An 18,585-nucleotide genomic window follows, 5' to 3' on the forward strand; every position below is an offset into this window, starting at 1 on the left:
GACCTGACCATGCTGCGCAAGAGCTGTGCCGCCCTGGCACTGGCCGCTGCCGCGCTGAGCGCGCACGCGGAATTTCCCGACCGTCCCATCACGCTGATCGTGCCTTTCCCGGCCGGCGGCCCCACCGACATCGTCGGCCGCGTGGCCGCGGCCAAGGCTGGCGAGATCCTGGGCCAGCAGATCGTGGTGGAAAACCGCACCGGCGCCTCGGGCACCATAGGCATGGCCGCCACGGCCCGCGCCAAGCCCGATGGCTACACCGTCGGCCTGGCGACGGTGTCCACCCACGGCACCGCGCCGCATCTGTTTCCCAAGCTGGCCTATGACCCCGTCAAGGACTTCACGCCCATCAGCAATCTGGTGACCAGCCCCAACATCCTGGCCGTCAATCCTGCCTTTCCCGCCAAGGACCTGGCCGGCTTCGTGGCCCATGTCCGCGCCAATCCGGGCAAGGACGGCTACGCCAATGCCGGCGCGGGAGGCGTCAATGACCTGGGCATGATCTGGTTCCTGCAAATCATCGACGGCAAGATGAACAGCATTTCGTATCGCGGCTCGGCCCCAGCCCTGACGGACACCGTGGCCGGCGTGGTGCCGGCGATCTTCGACAACTTCCCGTCGACGCTGCCCTACGTCAAGAGCGGCCATCTGCGCGCCCTGGCCATCACCGGCAATGCCCGCAATCCGCGCCTGCCCGGGCTGCCGACCTTCGCCGAGCTGGGCTACCGCGATTACGATGTGACGGCCTGGTATGGCGTGGTGGCGCCGGCCGGCCTGCCCGATGCGGTGCGCGACAAGCTGGCGCAGGCCTTCGCCCAGGCCGTGCGCGATCCGGCCACGGCCGCCAAGATGGAAGAGGCGGGCGCCTTCCCGCTGGGCAATACGCCCGCCGAGTTCGCGGCCCAGATCCGCACCGAGAAAGACCGCTGGCAGCGCGTCATCCAGCAGGCGGACATCAAGATCCAGTGATGGCCGGCGCCGCGGCCTCAATAGACGTCGCGGCGCAGCCTGCCTTGGGCGCGCAGGGCAAGCACGGCCGGCGCGCCCAGTATCTCCGTGAGCGCCTCCTCCACACCCTGGGCCATGCCTTGCAGGCTGCCGCAGACCGCGATGAGGGCGCCTTCATCGACCCAGCCGCGCAACCGCCCGGCGCGTTCGCGCAGGCGGTCCTGCACATAGCCCTGTCCCTGGCGCGAATACACGAGGTCTAGTTCGGGCAGGAGCCCTTGCGCCTGCCAGGCGCGCAGCTCTTCGGCCAGCAAGGCATCGTGCGCCGCGTGCCGTTCTCCGAACACCAGCCAGTTGCGCGCATGGCCGGCCGCGATGCGGGCCTTGAGCCAGGCCCGCAAGCCGGCCAGCCCGGTGCCATTGCCGATCAGGATGAGGGGCTGGGGGCCCGGCGGCAGGTGAAAGCCGTGATTGCTGCGGATGCGCAGGGCCACCTCCGCGCCCACCGGGCATCGCTCGGTCAGCCAGCCGCTGCCCAGGCCCAGGCGGCCGTCGGCATGGCGCTGCTGCCTGACGAGCAATTGCAGGCAGCCATCGGCCGGCAGCGAGGCGATCGAGTATTCGCGATGGTTTTGCAGGGGCGCATCGGGCGCGGCGCGCGGCCCGACCTCGGCGATGTCGCCGGCCTGCCAGCTCGTCTCGCGGTCGGGCAGGAGACTGAGCAGAAAGCAGGGGCCGCCGGCGCTGCCGGGATTGAGGTGTTCGCGCCGGACCAGGCGCCAGGCCTGGTAATCGGGCGCCTGCCAGTCGTCCTGTTCGGCCGCGCCGCAGGCGGCGACCAGTTCGCCTTGCCAATGGCGCAGGGCCGCCGGATCGGCCCGGTCCACGTCCACCCGGTCGAACAGACTGCGCGCGCCCTGGGCCGCCAGCCAATGGTCCAGCGCGCGGCCGAAGCCGCAGAAGTTCGCATAGCTGCGGTCGCCCAGCGCCAGCAGGGCGTATTGCAGCTGCGCCAGCCGGCCTTGGGCGGCCGGGCGCATGACGTCCAGGGCAAAGCGGGCCGCGCCATCGGGCGCATCTCCCTCGCCATAGGTGCTGGCCACGAAAAGGGCGCGCCGGCATGAGGCCAGCATTGCGGCATCGACCTGGTTGAGCGGCCGCACGTCGGCCTCATGGCCGGCGGCGCGCAGGGCCGCCGCGCTGTGTTCGGCGAGTTCCTGGGCCAGGCCGGACTGGCTGGCATGCGCCACCAGCCAGCCGCCGGCGGGGCGCGCCGGCTGGCGCGCGGGCCTGGCGCGCCGCCAGGCCCGCCAGCTCAGGAGCATCCAGGCCGCCACCAGCAGGGCGGCGGCGGCATAGCGGGCCGTCATAGGCCGATCACATCCAGGGCGAGAAAGGCGGGGCTGGGCGCCAGGCGCAGGCCCTGGCTGCCGCGCACGATGAACAGCGCCGCCAGCTCATGGCGCCGGGCATAGGCCATGCCCTCGGCCTCGCCCATGACGTTCAAGGCCGTGGCCAGCGCGTCGGCCTGCATGCAGCCGGCATGCAGCACGGTCACCGAGGCCAGGTCATTGTCCAGGGGCTGGCCGCTGCGCGGGTCCAGCGTATGGGCATAGCGCCGCCCGCCGTGTTCGGCGTAGCGCCGATAGTCGCCCGAGGTGGCGATGGCCTGTCCGGCCAGGACCACGCCCAGGGCATGGGCGCCGCTGCCATCCGGCACTTCGACGGCCACCCGCCAGGGCTGGCCATCGGGCCGCCTGCCGCGGGCGCGCAGCTCGCCGCCCACCTCGATCAGATAGTGCCGCAGGCCCAGGGCGTCCAAGGCCCAGGCCGCGGCGTCCACGCCATACCCCTTGGCGATGGCCGACAGGTCCAGTTTCAGGCCGCCGGGCTGCCAGGCGCGGCCGCGCTGCGGATCCAGCGCCAGCCGCTGCCAGCCGCAGCGCGCGCGGGCTTCGGCGATCATGGCCGGCGAGGGCGGTTCGGACACGCCGCGGCGCGGACCAAAGCCCCACATATCCACCCACTCGCCCAGCGTGGGGTCGCAGGCGCCGCCGGTCTCGCGGGCCAGCGCCAATGCGTAGTCCAGCACGTGCAGCAGGGCCGCAGGCAAGACCTGCCAGCCGGCCGGCGCGCGATTGAAGCGCGCCAGGTCGCTTCCCGGCTCCCAGTGGCTCATCTGCGCCACCACGCCATCCAGCGCGGCCTGCGCGGCGGCCTGGATGCGCGTGTCGGACAGACTCAAGGGCGCGGACAGCCGCGCCGACCAGGTCGTGCCCATGGTGGCGCCGGCCAGCGCCGCCGGGCGGGTGAGCGAGGCGCCATAGTGCTCGGCGGCGGCAACGGCGATCTGCGGCATGCCGGGCTCAGGGGCGCAGCACTTCCAGCGTGCCGGCATAGCTCAGGCGGCGCTTGCTGGCCTTGGGCACGGTCACCTGCTGGTCTTCCAGGCTGGCCTCCAGCCAATACATGCCGGGCTGTGGCCATTGGACCTGGAACTTGCCCTGCGCATCGGTCTTGAGCGCAATCTCCCCGACCTTGTCGCGATAGCGGCTGCCGTCGGGCACGACGGTCACTTCCAGGCCGGCGGCCGGCTTGCCGTCCACCATCATCTGGAAGGTCGCGGCCTCGTCGGAGTACAGATCGTTCGGGTGCGTCACGGCCACCAGCTCCAGGCCGCGGCCCACGGGCTTGAGCGGGCTGGGCTTGCCGGAGGTCACGAAGGTTTCGACCCGCCCCAGGCTCTGGCTGATTTCCAGGTCCTGGGCCTGGGCCGGCACCGCCTGGGCCAGGCCCTCGGCCTTGCCGAAATAGCGCTTGGGCTTGCCGTCTTCTTTCCAGCGCGCGAACACGCCGTCATTGACCACGGCGACGCGGTAGGTGCCAGGTTGCGCGAGCTGCAGATCGAAGGTGCTGCGCAGCTTGCCGCGCTGCGCGTTCTCGGCCTGGACGCTGCTGCCGTCCGGCGCGACGATCACCAGGTTGTCCAGACGCAGCGGCGCGTGGTTGACGTAGAACTTGTCGTTGCTGACCGCGCCGTCGAAGGTCACCCAGGTGCTGTTCCCGGACAGCACGGTGGACGAAGGCAGCAGCCACACGTCGTGCGCGTGCGAGACCAGGGGCAGGGCGAGCGCGGCCGCGAGGCCCAGCTTGGCGAAGAGTTTCATGTCTTGTGCTCCGTTTGCGATGCGATCAGGGCTTGAGTTGGATGGCGACTTCGCCGAGTTCATGTTCGCCTTTGGCGGCCTGGCTGGCGGCGGCCTTGGGCGGCCAGGCAAAGGGCAGGCGCAGCAGCTCGCGGCCGCCGACTTCGCGCGCGGCCTCGACCACCACGGCATAGTTGCCCGGCTTGAGGTCGGACAGGGGCTTGGCGCGGTCGGAGAAGGCCAGCGCATGCTTGCCCGCCGGGCGCGTGGCGCCGCTCACGCCATCGACCGGGAACTGCTGGTTGCGGCCGCTGCGGCGCCACCATTGGCGCATGTCCTTGAGCCATTCCGTGCCTTCGTTGTTCTTCTTGGCCACGTCATACCAGACAGCCAGGTCGCCGGCCACGCTCTGGTCTTCGCGTTCGATCCAGATGGCCACATAGGGGCGGTGGTATTCGGCGACATCCAGCCGCGGGATTTCCACCGTGATGTTGAGGTCGGCCGCCTGGGCCGTGCGCGCGATGGCGCCAGCCAGGACAAGGGAAAGAATCAGTTTGCGCATGTCGTTTTCCGCGAGGGCGATCAATGGATGAAAAGCAGTGCCAGCACGACGGGGATCACCACGCCCAGCCCCACCATGGGCCAGGTGGCGGCGCGGTGGCCGGCGTGCATTTTCAACAGCACCAGCCCGGTCAGGGAGAAGACCAGACAGGCCACGGCGAACAGGTCCAGAAACCAGCTCCAGGCCAGGCCGGTGTGGCGGCCCTTGTGCAAATCGTTCAGGTAGGAAATCCAGCCCCGGTCGGTGCGTTCGTACTCGACCTCGCCGGTCTGCATATCGACCGACAGCCAGGCGTCGCCGCCGGCGCGCGGCAGGGAAAGATAGGCCTCGTCGGCGGACCACTCGGGCTTGGCCCGCGCCGTGTCGACGCCGAATTCATGGTCCAGCCAGGCCCCGGCCTCGGCGGGCAGGCGGGCGGCGCGTTGGCCGCCGGCGGCCTTGACGGCCTCGTGCAGCGGCCCGGGCAATTGCGCGCGGCGGGTCTGCACCGTGGCCTTGCTCTCGATATGCGAGGCGTTGTTCAGCGTCAGCCCGGTGACGGCGAACAGCAGCATGCCCAGCAGGCAGAGCGCCGAGCTGATCCAATGCCAGGTATGCAGGGTCTTGAGCCAGTAAGCGCGCCGCTGGCTGGCGTTTTTCTCGTTCATTGTGCAGGACCACAAAGGTGGGGCGCATTCTAACACTTAATGAGAATGACTCTTAAAATCGACTCGAATGCGGTCATTTCAGCTTGTTTCAGCCGGGGCCATGGCGCAGGGACGGATGAGGGCGATAAGATGAGCCATCCCGCCTGGGGCGGGCCCGACACGGAGAGAACCATGATCGACGTTACGCAAAACGTGGGACGGCAATGGGGGTGGGTGGCTTTGCGCGGTGTGGTGGCGGTGCTGTTCGGCCTGCTGGCGCTGTGCCTGCCCGGCATTACGCTGGCGGCCCTGGTCCTGGTCTGGGGCGCCTACGCCCTGGTCGACGGCGTCTTCGCCCTGATCGCGGGCTGGCGCATCCGAGACCAGGACAAGCCTCTATGGCCCTTGATCCTGGTCGGCATCACCGGCTTGGCCGCCGGCATCGTGACCTTTCTGTGGCCCGGCGTCACGGCCCTGGTGCTGCTGTACATCATCGCCTTCTGGGCCATCGTGGCCGGCGTGTTCCAGATCGTCGCGGCCATCCGTTTCCGCAAGGAAATCCAGAACGAATGGCTGCACGGGCTGTCCGGCCTGGTGTCGCTGCTCTTCGGTCTCATGCTCTTGATCCAGCCGGGCGCGGGGGCCTTGGCCCTGGTCTGGGTGATCGGCATCTACGCCGTGTTTTTCGGTATCCTTCTGCTCGCCCTGGCCTGGCGCCTGAAGCGTCACGCGGCCTAGGGTTTCTTCAGTCCGCGGATCCCGATGCTCATTCCTTTCAATTTTCTCGTCATCGGCCTGGGCGCGGCCGCCGGCGCCTGGCTGCGCTGGCTGCTGGGCCTGAGGTTCAACAGCGGCGGCTGGCCCTGGGGCACGCTGGCGGCCAATCTGGGCGGCGGCTATCTGATCGGACTGGTGCTGGGCCTGGTCGCCCTGCACCCGGAATGGCCGGCCTGGATACGGCTGGCGGCGGTGACCGGCTTTCTGGGCGGCCTGACGACGTTTTCGACGTTCTCGGCCGAAGTGGTGCAATACCTCGAACGCGGGCAGTTCGGGCCGGCGGCCGGCTATGCGCTGGCCAGCCTGGCCGGTTCGCTATGCCTGACCGCGCTGGGGCTGGCCACGGCCCACCTTCTGGGCCGTTAAGGCGCGCTCAGGCCGGCCCGGCCGCAAGCAATACCCGCGCGGCGGCCAGGCCGCTGCGCACCGCGCCTTCCAGCACGCCCGGATAACCCGTGTCCGTCCAGTCTCCGGCCAGCGCCAGGTTGGGCCAGGGGGTGCTGTTGAGCGGCCGGCTGAGCTTGGGCAGGGCGGCGAAGGTGGCGCGTTTTTCGATGAAGAGTTCCGCGACCTCGATGGCGGGCAGGGGCGGCAGGCCGGCGCGCGCGGCCTGTTCTTCGATCTGGCCGACCAGCGCGTCGATGGCGTCCTGCCGCTCCATATTGGCCAGGGTGGCCGCGGCGCTGCATACCAGGGCCAGCTCGCCCGTCTTGGACTTGCCGGTCAGGCGGGCGCGGTCGAACAGCCACTGGCCGGCCTGGCCTCGGCTGATGTCCTCGCGCAGCATCATCATGGGCTCGGGCAGCGACCAGGGCGCGGCCAGGCGCAGATTCAGGGTGGCGATGGGCTCGTACTCGAAGGCCTGCAGGGCGCGCAGCAGGCCCGGCGACTGCGAGGCGCGCAGCGCATTGCCCAGCAGCCGCGCGGCGATGGCCGGCGGCACGGCCACCACGGCGGCGTCGAAGCGCTCGTCATTGACGTCCACGCCCGTGGCCGAGGGCTGCAGCCGGCGCACGGTGTCGCCATAGCGCATCTTGACCTGCAGCGCGATCACATCGGGCCATAGCGCGGAAAGATCCACGCAGGGCAGCAGCACGTCGCTGTTGCGGCGATGGCCGGCCAGGGTGTCGCGCAGCACGGCGGCAAACAGCGATGCGCTGGCCTGCACCAGGGGGGTGTTGAGCGCGGCCAGGCATAGCGGCCCCCAGATATTGCGCACCACCGCTTCGGGCTGGGCGTGGTAGTCCAGCAGGCTGGCCACGGTCCAGTCGCGCGGCGGCTGCCAGTGGCAATGCCGCAAGGCGCGGATCAGGCGCAGCGCGGCCACTTTGTCGCCCAGGCGCAGGCCGCGCGCCAGCAGCAGGCCGGCGGCCGCGTGCAAGGGGGCGGGCAGCGGCGGCGCCGACAGCAAGAATTGCCGGTCCAGACTGGCCAGCCGCAGGGGGCGGCGCATCAGCAGGGCGTCGGGGTTGCGGCCCAGGCGGCGCATCAGCGCCAGGGTTTCGGCATAGGCGCCCAGCATCACATGCTGGCCGTTGTCCAGGTCGGCGCCGAAGGCAGGATGCACGACGCGCCGGGCGCGTCCGCCCGGGGTGCGGCCGGCCTCGAACACCGTGACCTTGGCGTCGGCCTCGCGCAAGGCCGCGGCCGCGGCCAGGCCGGCCCAGCCGGCTCCGATGACGGCGACCTTCATCGTCCCAACCTGCGCACGACGCCGTGGCCTCCGCCCACCCAGGTTTTCCAGGCCAGCCAGAGCTTGCGCAGCGGCGTGAGCGAGATGCGCTGATGCAGCACCTGCCAGTTGTCGCGCTCGATTTCATCGAGCAAGGCGTGATAGATGGCCGCCATCATGAGGCCGGGGCGCTGGGCGCGCACGTCGGCCTTGGGCAGGGCTTGCATGGCCTCGCGGTAGAGTTCGCGGGCCCGCGCGGCCTCGAAGGCCATCAGGGCCGAGAATCCCTCGGAGTAATTGCCGTTGAGGATGTCGCTGGCCTTGACCTCGAATTGCTGCAGGTCGTTGACGGGCAGATAGATGCGGCCGCGCCGCGCGTCGTCGCCGACGTCGCGGATGATGTTGGTGAGCTGGAAGGCCAGGCCCAGCTTGGCGGCGTACTCGACCGTGGCGTCCTCGGTGTAGCCGAAGATGGAGGCCGACATTTCTCCCACCACGCCGGCTACATGCCAGCAATACTTGCGCAGGCCGGGCCAGTCCAGGTAGCGGGTCTGGTCCAGGTCCATTTCCATGCCGTCGATCACGGCCATCAGGCGCTGGCGGCTGATGCCATGGGGCTGCACATGCGGTTGCAGCGCCCGCGTCACGGGATGCTCGGGATTGCCGGCGAACATGGCGTCGATCTGCGTGCGCCACCAGCCCAGCTTCACGCGGGCCAGCTGGGCGTCGGAGGTTTCGTCCACGACATCGTCGACCTCGCGGCAGAAGGCGTACAGGGCCGTGATGGCGCGCCGCCGTTCCGGCGGCAGGAACAGAAAGGCGTAGTAGAAGCTGGAGCCGCTCTGGGCGGCCTTGTCCTGGCAGTATTCGTCAGGGGTCATGTCAAATTAGCGCGCGCCACGCCATGAGCGCCCAATCGCGGGCGCCCAGTTGCGGGCGGTTCATGAAAACATCGTAGTCGGCCTGCTCGATGCGTTGCAGGATGCGCAGGCCGCCCTGGACCACCAGCTTCAGTTCGAAGCCGATGCGGCCAGGCAGGCGACGCGGCAGCGCAGCGCCAGAGTGTAGCAGCGCGCGCGTGCGGTTGATTTCGAAGGCCATCAGCGAGCGCCAGGCCGGGCTGAGGCGGCAGGCGGCCAGGTCTTCCTCGCTCACGCCATGGGCCTGGAGGTCTTCCTGGGGCAGATAGACGCGGCCCTTGTGCCAGTCCACGCGCACGTCCTGCCAGAAATTGGTCAGCTGCAGGCCGGTGCAGATGGCGTCGGCGTCGCGGATGTTGTCGGGGGTGGCGGCCTCGTAGAGGTGCAGCATCAGGCGCCCGACGGGGTCGGCCGAGCGCGCGCAGTAGTCGCGCAGGCTGGCGAAATCCGCGTAGCGCTTGGTGCCCACGTCCTGCTCGAAGGCCGAAAGCAGGTCGAAAAACGGCGTGATGGGCAGCTGGTGCCGGCGGATGGTGTCGGCCAGCGGGTCGAAGATGGGCGCCAGGTCCGCCTGGCCGGAAGGGCCGGGGCCGGCGCCGATGCGGTGCAGCTCGGCGCGATAGCGTTCCAGGGCGGCCAGGCGCTGGGCGTCGTCGGCCTGGCCTTCGTCGGCGATATCGTCGGCGGCGCGCGCATAGCGATAGATGTCGCGCACGGCCTGGCGCAAGGGCCGGGGCAGCAGCAATGAAGCGACGGGGAAGTTTTCGTAGTGATCAACAGCCATGGCGACATGGGGAAAGACATGCGGGGCGGCCGGCAGGGGGGCGTGGCCGCCATGCGCGGATACGTTAGACTATCCGACTCAGGAAGAAAGCTACCATGCCCCGTCCCATTTCCGCCTTGATTTCGTCTTCGGCTTTGCGTCATAACCTTTCCGTTGTGCGCCAGCGCCTGGAGCGCCAGGCCGAGGTGGAGGGCGGCGTATCGCCGTCCATCTGGGCCGTCATCAAGGCCAATGCCTATGGCCACGGCATCGAGCGCGCCGTCGGCGCCTTCTCCGAAGCGCAGGGCCTGGCCATGCTGGATCTCGAAGAAGCCGTGCGCTGCCGCGAGGCCGGCTGGGGCGGGCCCATCATGCTGCTAGAGGGATTTTTCCAGCCGCGCGACCTGGAGCTGCTCGACCGCTACCATCTCAGCACCGCCATCCATTGCCAGGAACAGCTGGACATGCTGGCCCATGCGCGGCCGGCGCACCGCATCAACGCCATGGTCAAGCTCAACAGCGGCATGAATCGCCTGGGCTTCGCGCCGGCGGCCTATGCGCGCGCATTCGAGGCCGCGCAGGCGCTGCAGGCCCGCGGTGTGCTGGGCGCCGTGGGCAAGATGACGCACTTCGCCACGGCCGATGGGCCGCAGGGCCCGCAATGGCAGTGGGACGTCTTCGAGGAAGTCACGCAGGGCCTGCCCGGCCCGGTCAGCGTCTGTAATTCAGCCGGCACGCTGCGTTATCCCCAGCTGGCCATCGGCCGCGCGGGCCAGGATGCGCACTGGGTGCGTCCCGGTATTTGCCTCTATGGCGCATCGCCGTTTGAAGACCAGCGCGCCGCCGAACTGGGCCTGCGCCCGGCCATGACGCTGCGCTCCGAGCTGATCGGCGTGCAGCAGCTGCGGCCGGGCCAGACCGTGGGTTATGGCGCCACCTTCACCGCGCCGCGGGTCATGCGCATCGGCGTGGTGGCCTGCGGTTACGCCGATGGCTATCCCCGCCATTGCGGCACCGGCACGCCCATCACCGTGGCCGGCGTGCCGACCCGGCTGCTGGGCCGGGTCTCCATGGACATGCTGGCCGTCGACCTGGAGCCGGCGCCGGCCGCCGGCGTGGGCAGCCCGGTCGTGCTCTGGGGCGAAGGCGGTCCGGACGTGGACGAGGTGGCGGCCGCGGCCGGCACCATAGGCTACGAATTGTTGACGGCGCTCGCCCAGCGGGTCCCTGTCACGGAAACGCCCTGAAACCGAGGGTAAAACCTCGGTGGATCCAGGGCTAGCCAAGGCGCTCCAGCCAAGTTACAAGACGCCTTGTGCTTTTGCGGCACCAAGTTGATAGACAAGCGAGGTTGAAATCCATGAAGGACAAATGCGTGCTCGTGACGGGCGCAACCAAGGGTATAGGCTGGGCGCTCACGCAGCGTCTGGCCGACCTGGGCTGTCACGTGGTCGGCATTGCGCGCAACACCACGGACGTGGATTTCCCGGGCTATCTCTACGCCTGCGACCTCGCCGATGCGGGCCGCACCGAAGAAGTGCTGCGCGAGATCCGCGAGAAATTCCCCGTCGACGCCATCGTCAACAATGTCGGCGTGGCGTCGCCCCAGCCCCTGGGCGAGATCGATCTGGCCACGCTCTATAGCGTGCTGGATCTCAATATCCGTGTCGCCGTGCAGGTGACCCAGGCATTCGTCGACTCCATGAAGGCGCGCCGCGCCGGCCGCATCGTCAATGTCGTCAGCCGCGCCATCCACGGCGCCTATGACCGCACGGCGTATTCGGCCGCCAAGAGCGGGCTGGTGGGGGTGACCCGCAGCTGGGCGCTGGAGCTGGCCGAGTATGGCGTGACGGTCAATGCGGTCGCGCCCGGCCCCATCGAGACCGAGCTGTTCCGCCGCGGCCATCCGGCCGGCAGCGATGCCGAAAAGCGCACGCTGGCGTCCATCCCCATGAAGCGCATCGGCGCTCCGGCGGACGTCGCGGCGGCGATTGCTTTCCTGTTGTCGGATGATGCCGGCTTCATTACCGGCCAGGTGCTGGGCGTGGACGGCGGCGGCAGCCTGGGCGGACGCTGACGCCTGCGCGGTCAGGGCGCCGTCTTGCTTGAGGTCGGGCCGGATTCTGTCTGGTCGGGCTCGGGCAGGGCCTCGGCCTCGGGCAAGAGGCTCAGCAGGTCGGGCGGCAGCTCAAGCTCGTCTTCGTCGCGGTGCAGGGCGCCCAGCTGCACCAGCGCCGCGTCGCGCTGGTCGCCGCGCAAGAGGTTGCGGATGTACTCGATGCGCGAGGTGGCGTCGGGGCCGGCCGGCGGCGGCACTTGCTTGAGCACCGGCCTGGCGGCGTCGGGGGTGGTCAGCGAGGCGGGCAGGGCGGGCGGCGGCGCGGCCGTATAACTGCCGATCTCGGGCGGCTCGGTCAGCGTCTCGTCGGGCCCGTCGCTTTGCGCCACCACGTCGTCCTCGTCCATCGTGGCCGAGTTGTCCAGGTTGCTGTAGTCGGTGAACACCAGCAGGCTGAACACCACCGCCACCGAACCCGCGATGCCCCAACCCGGATGCCAGGTCCCGTGGGGGCGGCGCAAGGCCGCGCCCGTCGCGGCCAGCTCCGGCGCGAGAGGAGGCGTACTGCGATAGTGCGCGCGCAGATCCAGGTCTTCAGTGTCGTCATCAGGCGACAGGTGAGGGCACATACAACAGACTCCTAGCGGGCCGGGCAATGAGGGGCGTGCGGCGCCGCATCATTGCAAAGGATAGCCTTCCCGGCGGGCTGTGCGCCAGGGGTAAATGCCCGTTGAAATAATTTTAATTCAAGGGCGGGATCATGCCCCATGGCCGGGGCCGCCTTGCCGGTACACTTCCGGCATGGCTAAAACCCGAACCGTCTATGTGTGCGCCGAGTGCGGCGGCACCAGCTTGAAGTGGCAGGGCAAGTGTCCGCACTGCGCCGCCTGGAATACCCTCGAAGAAACCGTCGAGTCGTCCGCGCCCGCGGCCGGCCATCGCTATGCGCCCCTGGCCTCGTCCAGTCCCGTGCGCAGCCTGGCCGATATCGAGGCGCGCGAGACGCCGCGCCAGCCCACCGGCCTGGACGAATTCGACCGCGTGCTGGGCGGCGGCCTGGTCGAGGGGGCCGTGGTGCTCATCGGCGGCGATCCCGGCATCGGCAAATCCACCTTGCTGCTGCAGGCCCTGGCCTCGCTGTCGGCCAGCGTGCCTGTCCTTTACGTCACCGGCGAAGAGTCCGCCGAGCAGGTGGCCCTGCGCGCCCGCCGCCTGGGCCTGCAGACCGGGGCGGTCAATCTGCTGGCCGAAATCCGGCTGGAAGCCATCCAGGCGGCCGTGTCCCAGCAAAAGCCGGCCGTGGCCGTCATCGATTCCATTCAGACGCTCTACAGCGGCGAACTGACCGCTGCGCCCGGTTCGGTCTCGCAGGTGCGCGAATGCGCCGCGCAGCTCACGCGCCTGGCCAAGCAGACCGGCATCGCCATTGTCATGATCGGGCATGTCACCAAGGACGGCGCGTTGGCCGGGCCGCGGGTGCTTGAGCACATCGTCGATACGGTGCTGTATTTCGAGGGCGACACGCATTCCTCCTTCCGCCTGGTGCGGGCCTTCAAGAACCGCTTTGGCGCGGTCAACGAGCTGGGCGTGTTCGCCATGACGGACCGCGGCCTGCGCGGCGTGGCCAACCCGTCGGCGCTCTTTCTGTCGCAGCACCAGGACCAGGTGGCGGGCTCCTGCGTGATGGCCACGCAGGAGGGCACGCGGCCCATGCTGGTCGAGATCCAGGCGCTGGTCGACAGCTCGCATGCGCCCAATCCCAAGCGCCTGACGGTGGGCCTGGAGAGCAACCGCCTGGCCATGCTCCTGGCCGTCATGCACCGGCATGCCGGCGTGAGCACCTATGACCAGGATGTCTTCGTCAATGCCGTGGGCGGCGTGCGCATCACCGAACCGGCGGCCGATCTGCCCGTCCTGCTGGCCATCATGTCCTCGCTGCGCGACCGGCCCCTGCCCAAGGGCCTGATCGCCTTTGGCGAAATCGGCCTGGCCGGCGAGATCCGGCCGGCGCCGCGCGGCCAGGAGCGGCTGCGCGAGGCGGCCAAGCTGGGTTTCTCCATCGCCCTCATTCCCAAGGCCAATGCGCCGCGCCAGGCGATCGAAGGCCTGGAGATCTGGGCGGTGGACCGCCTCGAAGAAGCCTTGGATAAATTGCGCTAAAGTGCGTCGGCCCGCCAGGCGATGTCGCCGGCGGCGTCGCACAGGGTGGGGAGAGCAGTCTTGAGTGGTCTGGTGGTGGCGGCCTGTCTGGCCAGCGGGGCATTGATCGGGTTCCTGGGCGGGGTGCTGGGCATAGGCGGCGGGCTGATCGCGATTCCGGCGCTGGTGCTTCTGATGGGCATGCCGCAGCAGCTGGCGCAGGGCACCGCGCTCATCATGGTCTTGCCGACCATCGTCATGGCGGTGCGCAAATACAACCAGCATGTGCGGCTCGACGTGCGTGCGGCGGTGGCCGGCGCCGCGGGGGCGGTGGTGTTCACCTGGGTGGGCGCGCGCCTGGCGCTGGGCATCGCCTCAAGCACGCTGCGCCTGACGTTCGCGGTTTTTCTGTTCGGCATCGCGCTGTTCTATCTCTACCAGACCCTGCGCAAGCCCAGGCCGGCCGCCGCGGGCGCGCGTGCGGCCGCGCCGGCCTTCACCCAGGGCCGCGCCGCGCTCCTGGGCGTGGTCTGCGGCACCTTGGGCGGTTTTTTCGGCGTCGGCGGCGCGGTGCTGGCCGTGCCCATCCTCACCTCGGTGTTCCGCCTGGCGCAGACCTCGGCCCAGGCGCTGGCGCTGTCCATGATCATCCCCGGCTCCACCATTGCGCTCATCACCTACAGCTGGGCAGGGCAGGCGGATTGGTGGGTGGGCCTGCCGCTGGCGGCGGGCAGCCTGCTCTTCGTGCCCGTTGGTGTGAGGCTGGCCTATCGCCTGCCCGAAAAGCGATTGCGCGCCGCCTTCGCGGCCATGCTGCTGGCCACCGTCGTGCTGTTGATTGCCGAGGCCTGATCTTTCAGCCGTCTGTCGTCGATATGACGAGGTTTTACGTGCGCAAAAAAGCGCTGCCGCCCTGAACCTTTTGCGGGCCGCCAGCCTCCAACTCCGTACAAGAAACCCGGCCTTCCGCCGGGTCTTGAAATGGAGGATGCCCCTCCAGAGGAGTACCCGCATGACGACTCAAACCCGTATCGCCGCCTTCCTGTCCACCTCCGCGCTCTGCCTGGGCCTGGCCGCCGCGCCGGCTTTCGCCGCCCAGGATGATGCCGCGGCCGGCGGCACCTCGGCCAGCACGGCCAAGAGCGGCGCCGGCAAGGCCGGCCATCAAAAACACGCCAAGAACAAATCCCACCACAAGGCCAAGGCCGGCGGCCAGAGCGGCACGCCAGCCAAGTGATCGCGTCTTGCCGACAGCCCGCCGCCGGCCCTTGGGGCCGGCGCGGCATTTCAGGGGCGTCTCAGGCGTAGCGGCGCACGATGCGCCGGTACCACAGGTGCAGCAGCGTGGCCGACAGGCCCAGCCCCAGCATGGCCATCAGCCACATGGTGCCCGCGCCGGCGGGCGAGCCGGGCAGGATCCATTCGCGCAGCCCGTCCAGGCTGCCCCGGCCGGGCCCGAAGCCCAGCCACCAGCCGCCGGCCAGGCCGACGCCGGCCAGGGCCACGGTCTGCAGGATCAAGGGCACCACCGCCACTTTGTAGGCGCGCAGCAGATAGGAGTTGATGCACTGCATGGAGTCGCAGAGGTGAAACAGCGGGATCATGGCCAGCAGCGTGCCGGCCACCGCCGCCACCCCCGCGTCATCGGTATAGGCCGCGATGATGGCCGGACGGCCCACCAGCAGAATGGCCGATGTCAGCAGGGCGCCGATAAGGCCCAGGGCCAGGCCGGCCGTGCCCACGCGGCGCGCCAGCGCGTGATGGCCGGCGCCGATGGCCTGGGCCGCCATGGCGGCGCTGGCCACGCCCAGCGCCATGGGCATCATGTAGCACAGCGCCGCAAGATTGGACATGATCTGATGGCCGCCCGACACCAGCGTGCCTTCGCGCGCGACCAGCAAGGCCATGAAGGTGAAGGCCGACACCTCGACCAGGTAAGAGCCGCCCATGGGCAGGCCCAGGCGCAGCAATTCCTTGAGCACCTTGGGATCGGGCCGGCCGATGCGCAGCTGGAACTGCCGGAAATATGGGTCGTGGCGGATGATCCACCAGCCCGCCGCCAGGCTCAGCCATGACACCAGCGCGGTCGACAGGCCGGCGCCCGTGGCGCCCAGCGCCGGCAGGCCGAACTTGCCGTAGATCAGTATCCAGTTGAACAGCGCCTTGAAGACGATGGCCGTCAAGTTGATCGTCATGACGACCTTGGGCCGCGAGACGGCGGTGCCCAGCGCATAGATGGTGCGGAATACCAGCGCGCTGGGCAAGGCCAGCACCAGCGCGCGCAAATACCAGGCGACGCGGTTGCGCACTTCGGGATCCACGTCGCCGGAGAAGGCCAGCCACATATCCGGAAAGCACATGAGCAGGCCGCCGACGACCGACAGGCCGAGCGCCAGCCACACCCCCTGGCCCCAGACATGGCCGACCTCTTGCGGGCGTCCCGCGCCATAGTGCTGGGCGGCGATCGGGATCAGGGCGTGGATCACTCCCATCAGGCCGACGAAGACGGTGATGAAGACGGACGCCGACAGCGACATGGCCGCCAGGTCGCGCGCGCTGGCGTGGCCGGTCATGGCGGTGTCGAGCACGCCGAAGGCGATGCCGGCCCATTGGCTGACAAGGACGGGCCAGGCCTGGCGCGCGATGCCGCGCATCGTGGCGCCCAGGCCGGCTTGCACCGGGAGTGTCATCGTGGCGGGGCGACGCGCAACAGGCGGAAGACTTCGTGCCGGTCGGCGCGGCGTCCGCCGCGCCACAGCTCTTCGGCGCCTTCGCTATAGGCGGCGGTGCCGTCGCGCAGGCTGCTGGCGGTGGTCTGCTGCAGCACCAGCGTGCAGCGCGAGTCGTAGCTGAAGGAGAGGTTGTCGAAGATGAGGAAGGAGGCGCGCTGGCCGCTGCCCAGGCTCAGGCCGCGCACGCATTCGCCTGGCTGGCGGTTGGCCTGGATGGCCGCGGCCAGCTCGCCCGAGACGGTGCGATAGCTGCGCGCATAGTCCACCGCCGGCTGCCACAGCAGCACCAGCAGCAGCCAGGTCGCGGTCAGGCCGCCGGCCGACAGCACGGTGCCGCGCCACAAGGCGGCCGGTTTGGCGCGCAGGCGCCAGACCACCAGCAGCGCCCAGGCGGCGGTGACCGCCAGACCCAGGCCGAAGGCGAACCAGGAAATGACCGGCTCATAGCCCGTGGTCTGCCGCGCGATATTGCGCGCGATCTGCGCCGGCCAGCCGAAATGCAGGGCGATCCAGCCCAGCCAGGCCGTGGCCACCGTGAGCGAAAAACACATCACCGCGAACCAGTCCAGCGTGTTCACGACGCCGCGGCGCAGCGTGGGCAGGGAAAACGCGCCCAGCACCGCGCAGGGCACAGCCAGCAGAATGTATTCCGCGTCGTTGGGATCTTCCAGGAAGAAAAGCATCAGGCAGGACGTGGCCAGCAGCATCAGGGCAAGCCAGATGTGCGGGGCGAACAGCCAGCTGCGCCAGCGCCAGATCGCCAGCAGCGCCAGCGGCCAGGTGGGCCAGAGATACCAGGGCAGGTCGCGCAGCGTGCGCGCCGACAGGCCGAGCTCGGGCAGCGAGAAGGAGGCGAGGTTCCAGATCTTCCAGTTGCGTATCCAGTACTCGCTGCCGTGCGAAGCCGGAATCCACCACGCGAGGATCAGCGCCGCGGCCAGTATCGCGGCCCAGGGCAGCCAGCGCACCCGCTGCCACAGGACGCTGCGGGGCATGAAGGCCAGGAAGGCGGCCAGCATGATGGGCGCGCCGCCCATCCAGCCGCGCGTGAGAAAACTGCCCGCCAGGGCCAGGCCCAGCGTGGTGGTGCCCAGCAGCGGGCGGTCCAGCGTGCGCGCCATGGCGTAGAAGGTCAGCGCCTGCCAGGCCATGATGGCCGGCACCACCGAGGTTTCGTGCACGCGCTGCAGGATGCCGACGGTGGCCACCAGCAGCAGCAGGGCCGCGTCGGCCAGCATGCGGCCGTAGTCGCGCGGCGGCGGTTCGCCGCCAAAGGGCAGGGCCAGGGGCTGGGCCTCCTGGCGGCGGCCCAGCAGATAGGTGCCGTACCAGACGCTGATGGCCGTCATGGCGAACCAGAGCAGATTGGGCAGCCGGGCAGCGGTGATGTCGCCGAAGAGGGGGCCGAAGAGCCAGATGCAGACGGCGCCCACCCAGGTGATCATGGGGCCTTCTTCGGCGTGGGCCAGCTCGCCGACTTGCGGCAGCAGCCAGGTCAGGCCGCCTTCGCGCAGCGCGGTGACCATGGTCGCCATGCCCACCGCGTCATCGGTCTTCCAGGGGTCGCGCATGAACAGCCCGGCCACGATATAGGCGAGCGACAGACCAAGCAGCACCAGGCGGGGCAGCTTGGATGTGGCTGAAATGGTCAGCCGGGCGGGAGTGGAGCGCGTAACTGGGGACACGGACGTAATGTAACCGACCGGCGCGATACCGGCTGCCTATGCTGACAAATAACCGAAAGCCCGGCTTGCCGCGGCTTGCGGACAGAGGAAAAAAAAGCAGCCCGGAGGCTGCTTTTCTTCGCGCGACCTGGGGTGGCGCAAGCGACGTCCGATCAGGAAGAAGCCTTGACCGTGCCGGCGGTGCGGGCGAAACGGGCGCGGAACTTCTCCACGCGGCCGGTCTCGACGATGCGGGTCTGGGCGCCGGTGTAGAACGGGTGCGATTCGGAGGTCACGTCGCACTTAAAGAGCGGGTAGGTCTTGCCGTCCAGCTCAATGGTTTCGCGGGTGTTGATGGTCGAACGGGTCACGAACTTGCTGCCCGTCTGAACGTCCATGAACACCACTTCGCGGTATTCGGGGTGGATGCCTTCTTTCATGATGAGTTCCCTGGTTTGCGGGTCGCCAACAAGATTCAGGCAGCCCGCAGGGCCCACGCTGTACTCTTGCCACGTATCCAAAAAGTAACCCCGCATTCTAGCATGGCCTGCCTGCCCCGGGTAGGGGGGCGGGCCAA

Annotated in this window: 20 protein-coding genes; 8 read left to right on the top strand and 12 right to left on the bottom strand. The window is 69.3% G+C overall.

The annotated features are described in order from the left end of the window. Positions 1–9 precede the first annotated feature (9 nt). Positions 10–969 carry a tripartite tricarboxylate transporter substrate binding protein BugE gene (locus tag L540_RS20100; protein ID WP_043214535.1) on the top strand — a complete coding sequence of 320 codons (960 nt, stop codon included), beginning with the start codon at positions 10–12 and terminating at the stop codon, positions 967–969. Between the two features lie 17 nt (positions 970–986). Here L540_RS20100 and L540_RS20105 read toward each other — a convergent pair whose 3' ends face one another. From L540_RS20105 to L540_RS20125, 5 genes are read right to left on the bottom strand one after another with little or no spacing between them, the layout of a single operon-like run. After that, complete coding sequence (locus tag L540_RS20105) at positions 987–2,318, bottom strand: sulfite reductase subunit alpha (RefSeq protein WP_043214536.1); 1,332 nt, start codon at positions 2,316–2,318, stop codon at positions 987–989. Then, entirely contained in the window at positions 2,315–3,307 is a 993-nt protein-coding gene (locus L540_RS20110) for an FAD:protein FMN transferase (protein ID WP_043214538.1), read from the bottom strand. The genes L540_RS20105 and L540_RS20110 overlap by 4 nt, the downstream gene beginning before the upstream one ends. A 7-nt stretch (positions 3,308–3,314) precedes the next feature. Continuing rightward, positions 3,315–4,115: a DUF4198 domain-containing protein gene (locus tag L540_RS20115; protein ID WP_043214539.1), complete on the bottom strand. Its 801-nt coding sequence runs from the start codon at positions 4,113–4,115 to the stop codon at positions 3,315–3,317. A 25-nt stretch (positions 4,116–4,140) separates the two neighbouring features. Continuing rightward, on the bottom strand, positions 4,141–4,656 hold the full coding sequence (locus L540_RS20120) for a DUF2271 domain-containing protein (protein ID WP_043214540.1): 516 nt from the start codon (positions 4,654–4,656) through the stop codon (positions 4,141–4,143). A gap of 20 nt (positions 4,657–4,676) precedes the next feature. Further along, positions 4,677–5,303: a PepSY-associated TM helix domain-containing protein gene (locus L540_RS20125; RefSeq protein ID WP_043214542.1), complete on the bottom strand. Its 627-nt coding sequence runs from the start codon at positions 5,301–5,303 to the stop codon at positions 4,677–4,679. A gap of 171 nt (positions 5,304–5,474) precedes the next feature. On the opposite strand from L540_RS20125, the gene L540_RS20130 reads away from it, so the two are divergent. Then, entirely contained in the window at positions 5,475–6,020 is a 546-nt protein-coding gene (locus L540_RS20130) for an HdeD family acid-resistance protein (protein WP_043214546.1), read from the top strand. Between the two features lie 24 nt (positions 6,021–6,044). Then, the gene (crcB, locus tag L540_RS20135) at positions 6,045–6,425 is read left to right on the top strand and encodes a fluoride efflux transporter CrcB (protein WP_043214548.1); all 381 of its coding nucleotides are present in this window, start codon (positions 6,045–6,047) and stop codon (positions 6,423–6,425) included. 7 nt (positions 6,426–6,432) lie between these two features. Here the strand turns inward: crcB and hpnE are convergent, their stop codons facing one another. Genes hpnE through hpnC form a run of 3 tightly spaced genes read right to left on the bottom strand, consistent with a single transcriptional unit; the run spans position 6,433 to position 9,435 of the window. Then, positions 6,433–7,752, bottom strand: coding sequence for a hydroxysqualene dehydroxylase HpnE (gene hpnE / locus L540_RS20140; RefSeq protein ID WP_043214550.1), 1,320 nt, complete (start codon positions 7,750–7,752; stop codon positions 6,433–6,435). After that, positions 7,749–8,612 carry a presqualene diphosphate synthase HpnD gene (gene hpnD / locus L540_RS20145; protein ID WP_043214552.1) on the bottom strand — a complete coding sequence of 288 codons (864 nt, stop codon included), beginning with the start codon at positions 8,610–8,612 and terminating at the stop codon, positions 7,749–7,751. The genes hpnE and hpnD overlap by 4 nt, the downstream gene beginning before the upstream one ends. Before the next feature lies 1 nt (position 8,613). Continuing rightward, a complete protein-coding gene (gene hpnC / locus L540_RS20150; protein WP_043214555.1) occupies positions 8,614–9,435 on the bottom strand; it encodes a squalene synthase HpnC in 822 nt (273 codons plus the stop codon). A 95-nt stretch (positions 9,436–9,530) separates the two neighbouring features. Between hpnC and alr the strand changes: the two genes are divergently transcribed. Then, complete coding sequence (gene alr, locus L540_RS20155; RefSeq protein WP_043214557.1) at positions 9,531–10,661, top strand: alanine racemase; 1,131 nt, start codon at positions 9,531–9,533, stop codon at positions 10,659–10,661. A gap of 113 nt (positions 10,662–10,774) precedes the next feature. Beyond that, on the top strand, positions 10,775–11,491 hold the full coding sequence (locus L540_RS20160) for an SDR family oxidoreductase (RefSeq protein ID WP_043214558.1): 717 nt from the start codon (positions 10,775–10,777) through the stop codon (positions 11,489–11,491). 11 nt (positions 11,492–11,502) lie between these two features. On the opposite strand, the gene L540_RS20165 is transcribed toward L540_RS20160, so the two are convergent. Then, entirely contained in the window at positions 11,503–12,102 is a 600-nt protein-coding gene (locus L540_RS20165) for a hypothetical protein (protein ID WP_231584918.1), read from the bottom strand. A 172-nt stretch (positions 12,103–12,274) separates the two neighbouring features. On the opposite strand from L540_RS20165, the gene radA reads away from it, so the two are divergent. The 3 genes from radA to L540_RS20180 all read left to right on the top strand — a co-directional run bounded on the left by radA (position 12,275) and on the right by L540_RS20180 (position 14,849). Beyond that, entirely contained in the window at positions 12,275–13,633 is a 1,359-nt protein-coding gene (gene radA, locus L540_RS20170) for a DNA repair protein RadA (RefSeq protein ID WP_043214560.1), read from the top strand. Positions 13,634–13,693: 60 nt separating this feature from the next. Then, a complete protein-coding gene (locus L540_RS20175) occupies positions 13,694–14,464 on the top strand; it encodes a sulfite exporter TauE/SafE family protein (protein ID WP_043214563.1) in 771 nt (256 codons plus the stop codon). A 160-nt stretch (positions 14,465–14,624) separates the two neighbouring features. Continuing rightward, complete coding sequence (locus L540_RS20180; RefSeq protein WP_043214565.1) at positions 14,625–14,849, top strand: hypothetical protein; 225 nt, start codon at positions 14,625–14,627, stop codon at positions 14,847–14,849. A gap of 61 nt (positions 14,850–14,910) precedes the next feature. On the opposite strand, the gene L540_RS20185 is transcribed toward L540_RS20180, so the two are convergent. From L540_RS20185 to L540_RS20195, 3 genes are all read right to left on the bottom strand, one after another. After that, positions 14,911–16,302: an MATE family efflux transporter gene (locus tag L540_RS20185; RefSeq protein ID WP_043214568.1), complete on the bottom strand. Its 1,392-nt coding sequence runs from the start codon at positions 16,300–16,302 to the stop codon at positions 14,911–14,913. Further along, positions 16,299–18,029, bottom strand: coding sequence for an ArnT family glycosyltransferase (locus tag L540_RS20190; RefSeq protein WP_043214571.1), 1,731 nt, complete (start codon positions 18,027–18,029; stop codon positions 16,299–16,301). The genes L540_RS20185 and L540_RS20190 overlap by 4 nt, the downstream gene beginning before the upstream one ends. A gap of 152 nt (positions 18,030–18,181) precedes the next feature. Next, complete coding sequence (locus tag L540_RS20195; RefSeq protein ID WP_043214573.1) at positions 18,182–18,448, bottom strand: type B 50S ribosomal protein L31; 267 nt, start codon at positions 18,446–18,448, stop codon at positions 18,182–18,184. Positions 18,449–18,585 lie beyond the last annotated feature (137 nt).

The sequence above is a fragment of the Bordetella pseudohinzii genome (genome assembly GCF_000657795.2).
Classification (GTDB): domain Bacteria; phylum Pseudomonadota; class Gammaproteobacteria; order Burkholderiales; family Burkholderiaceae_B; genus Bordetella; species Bordetella pseudohinzii.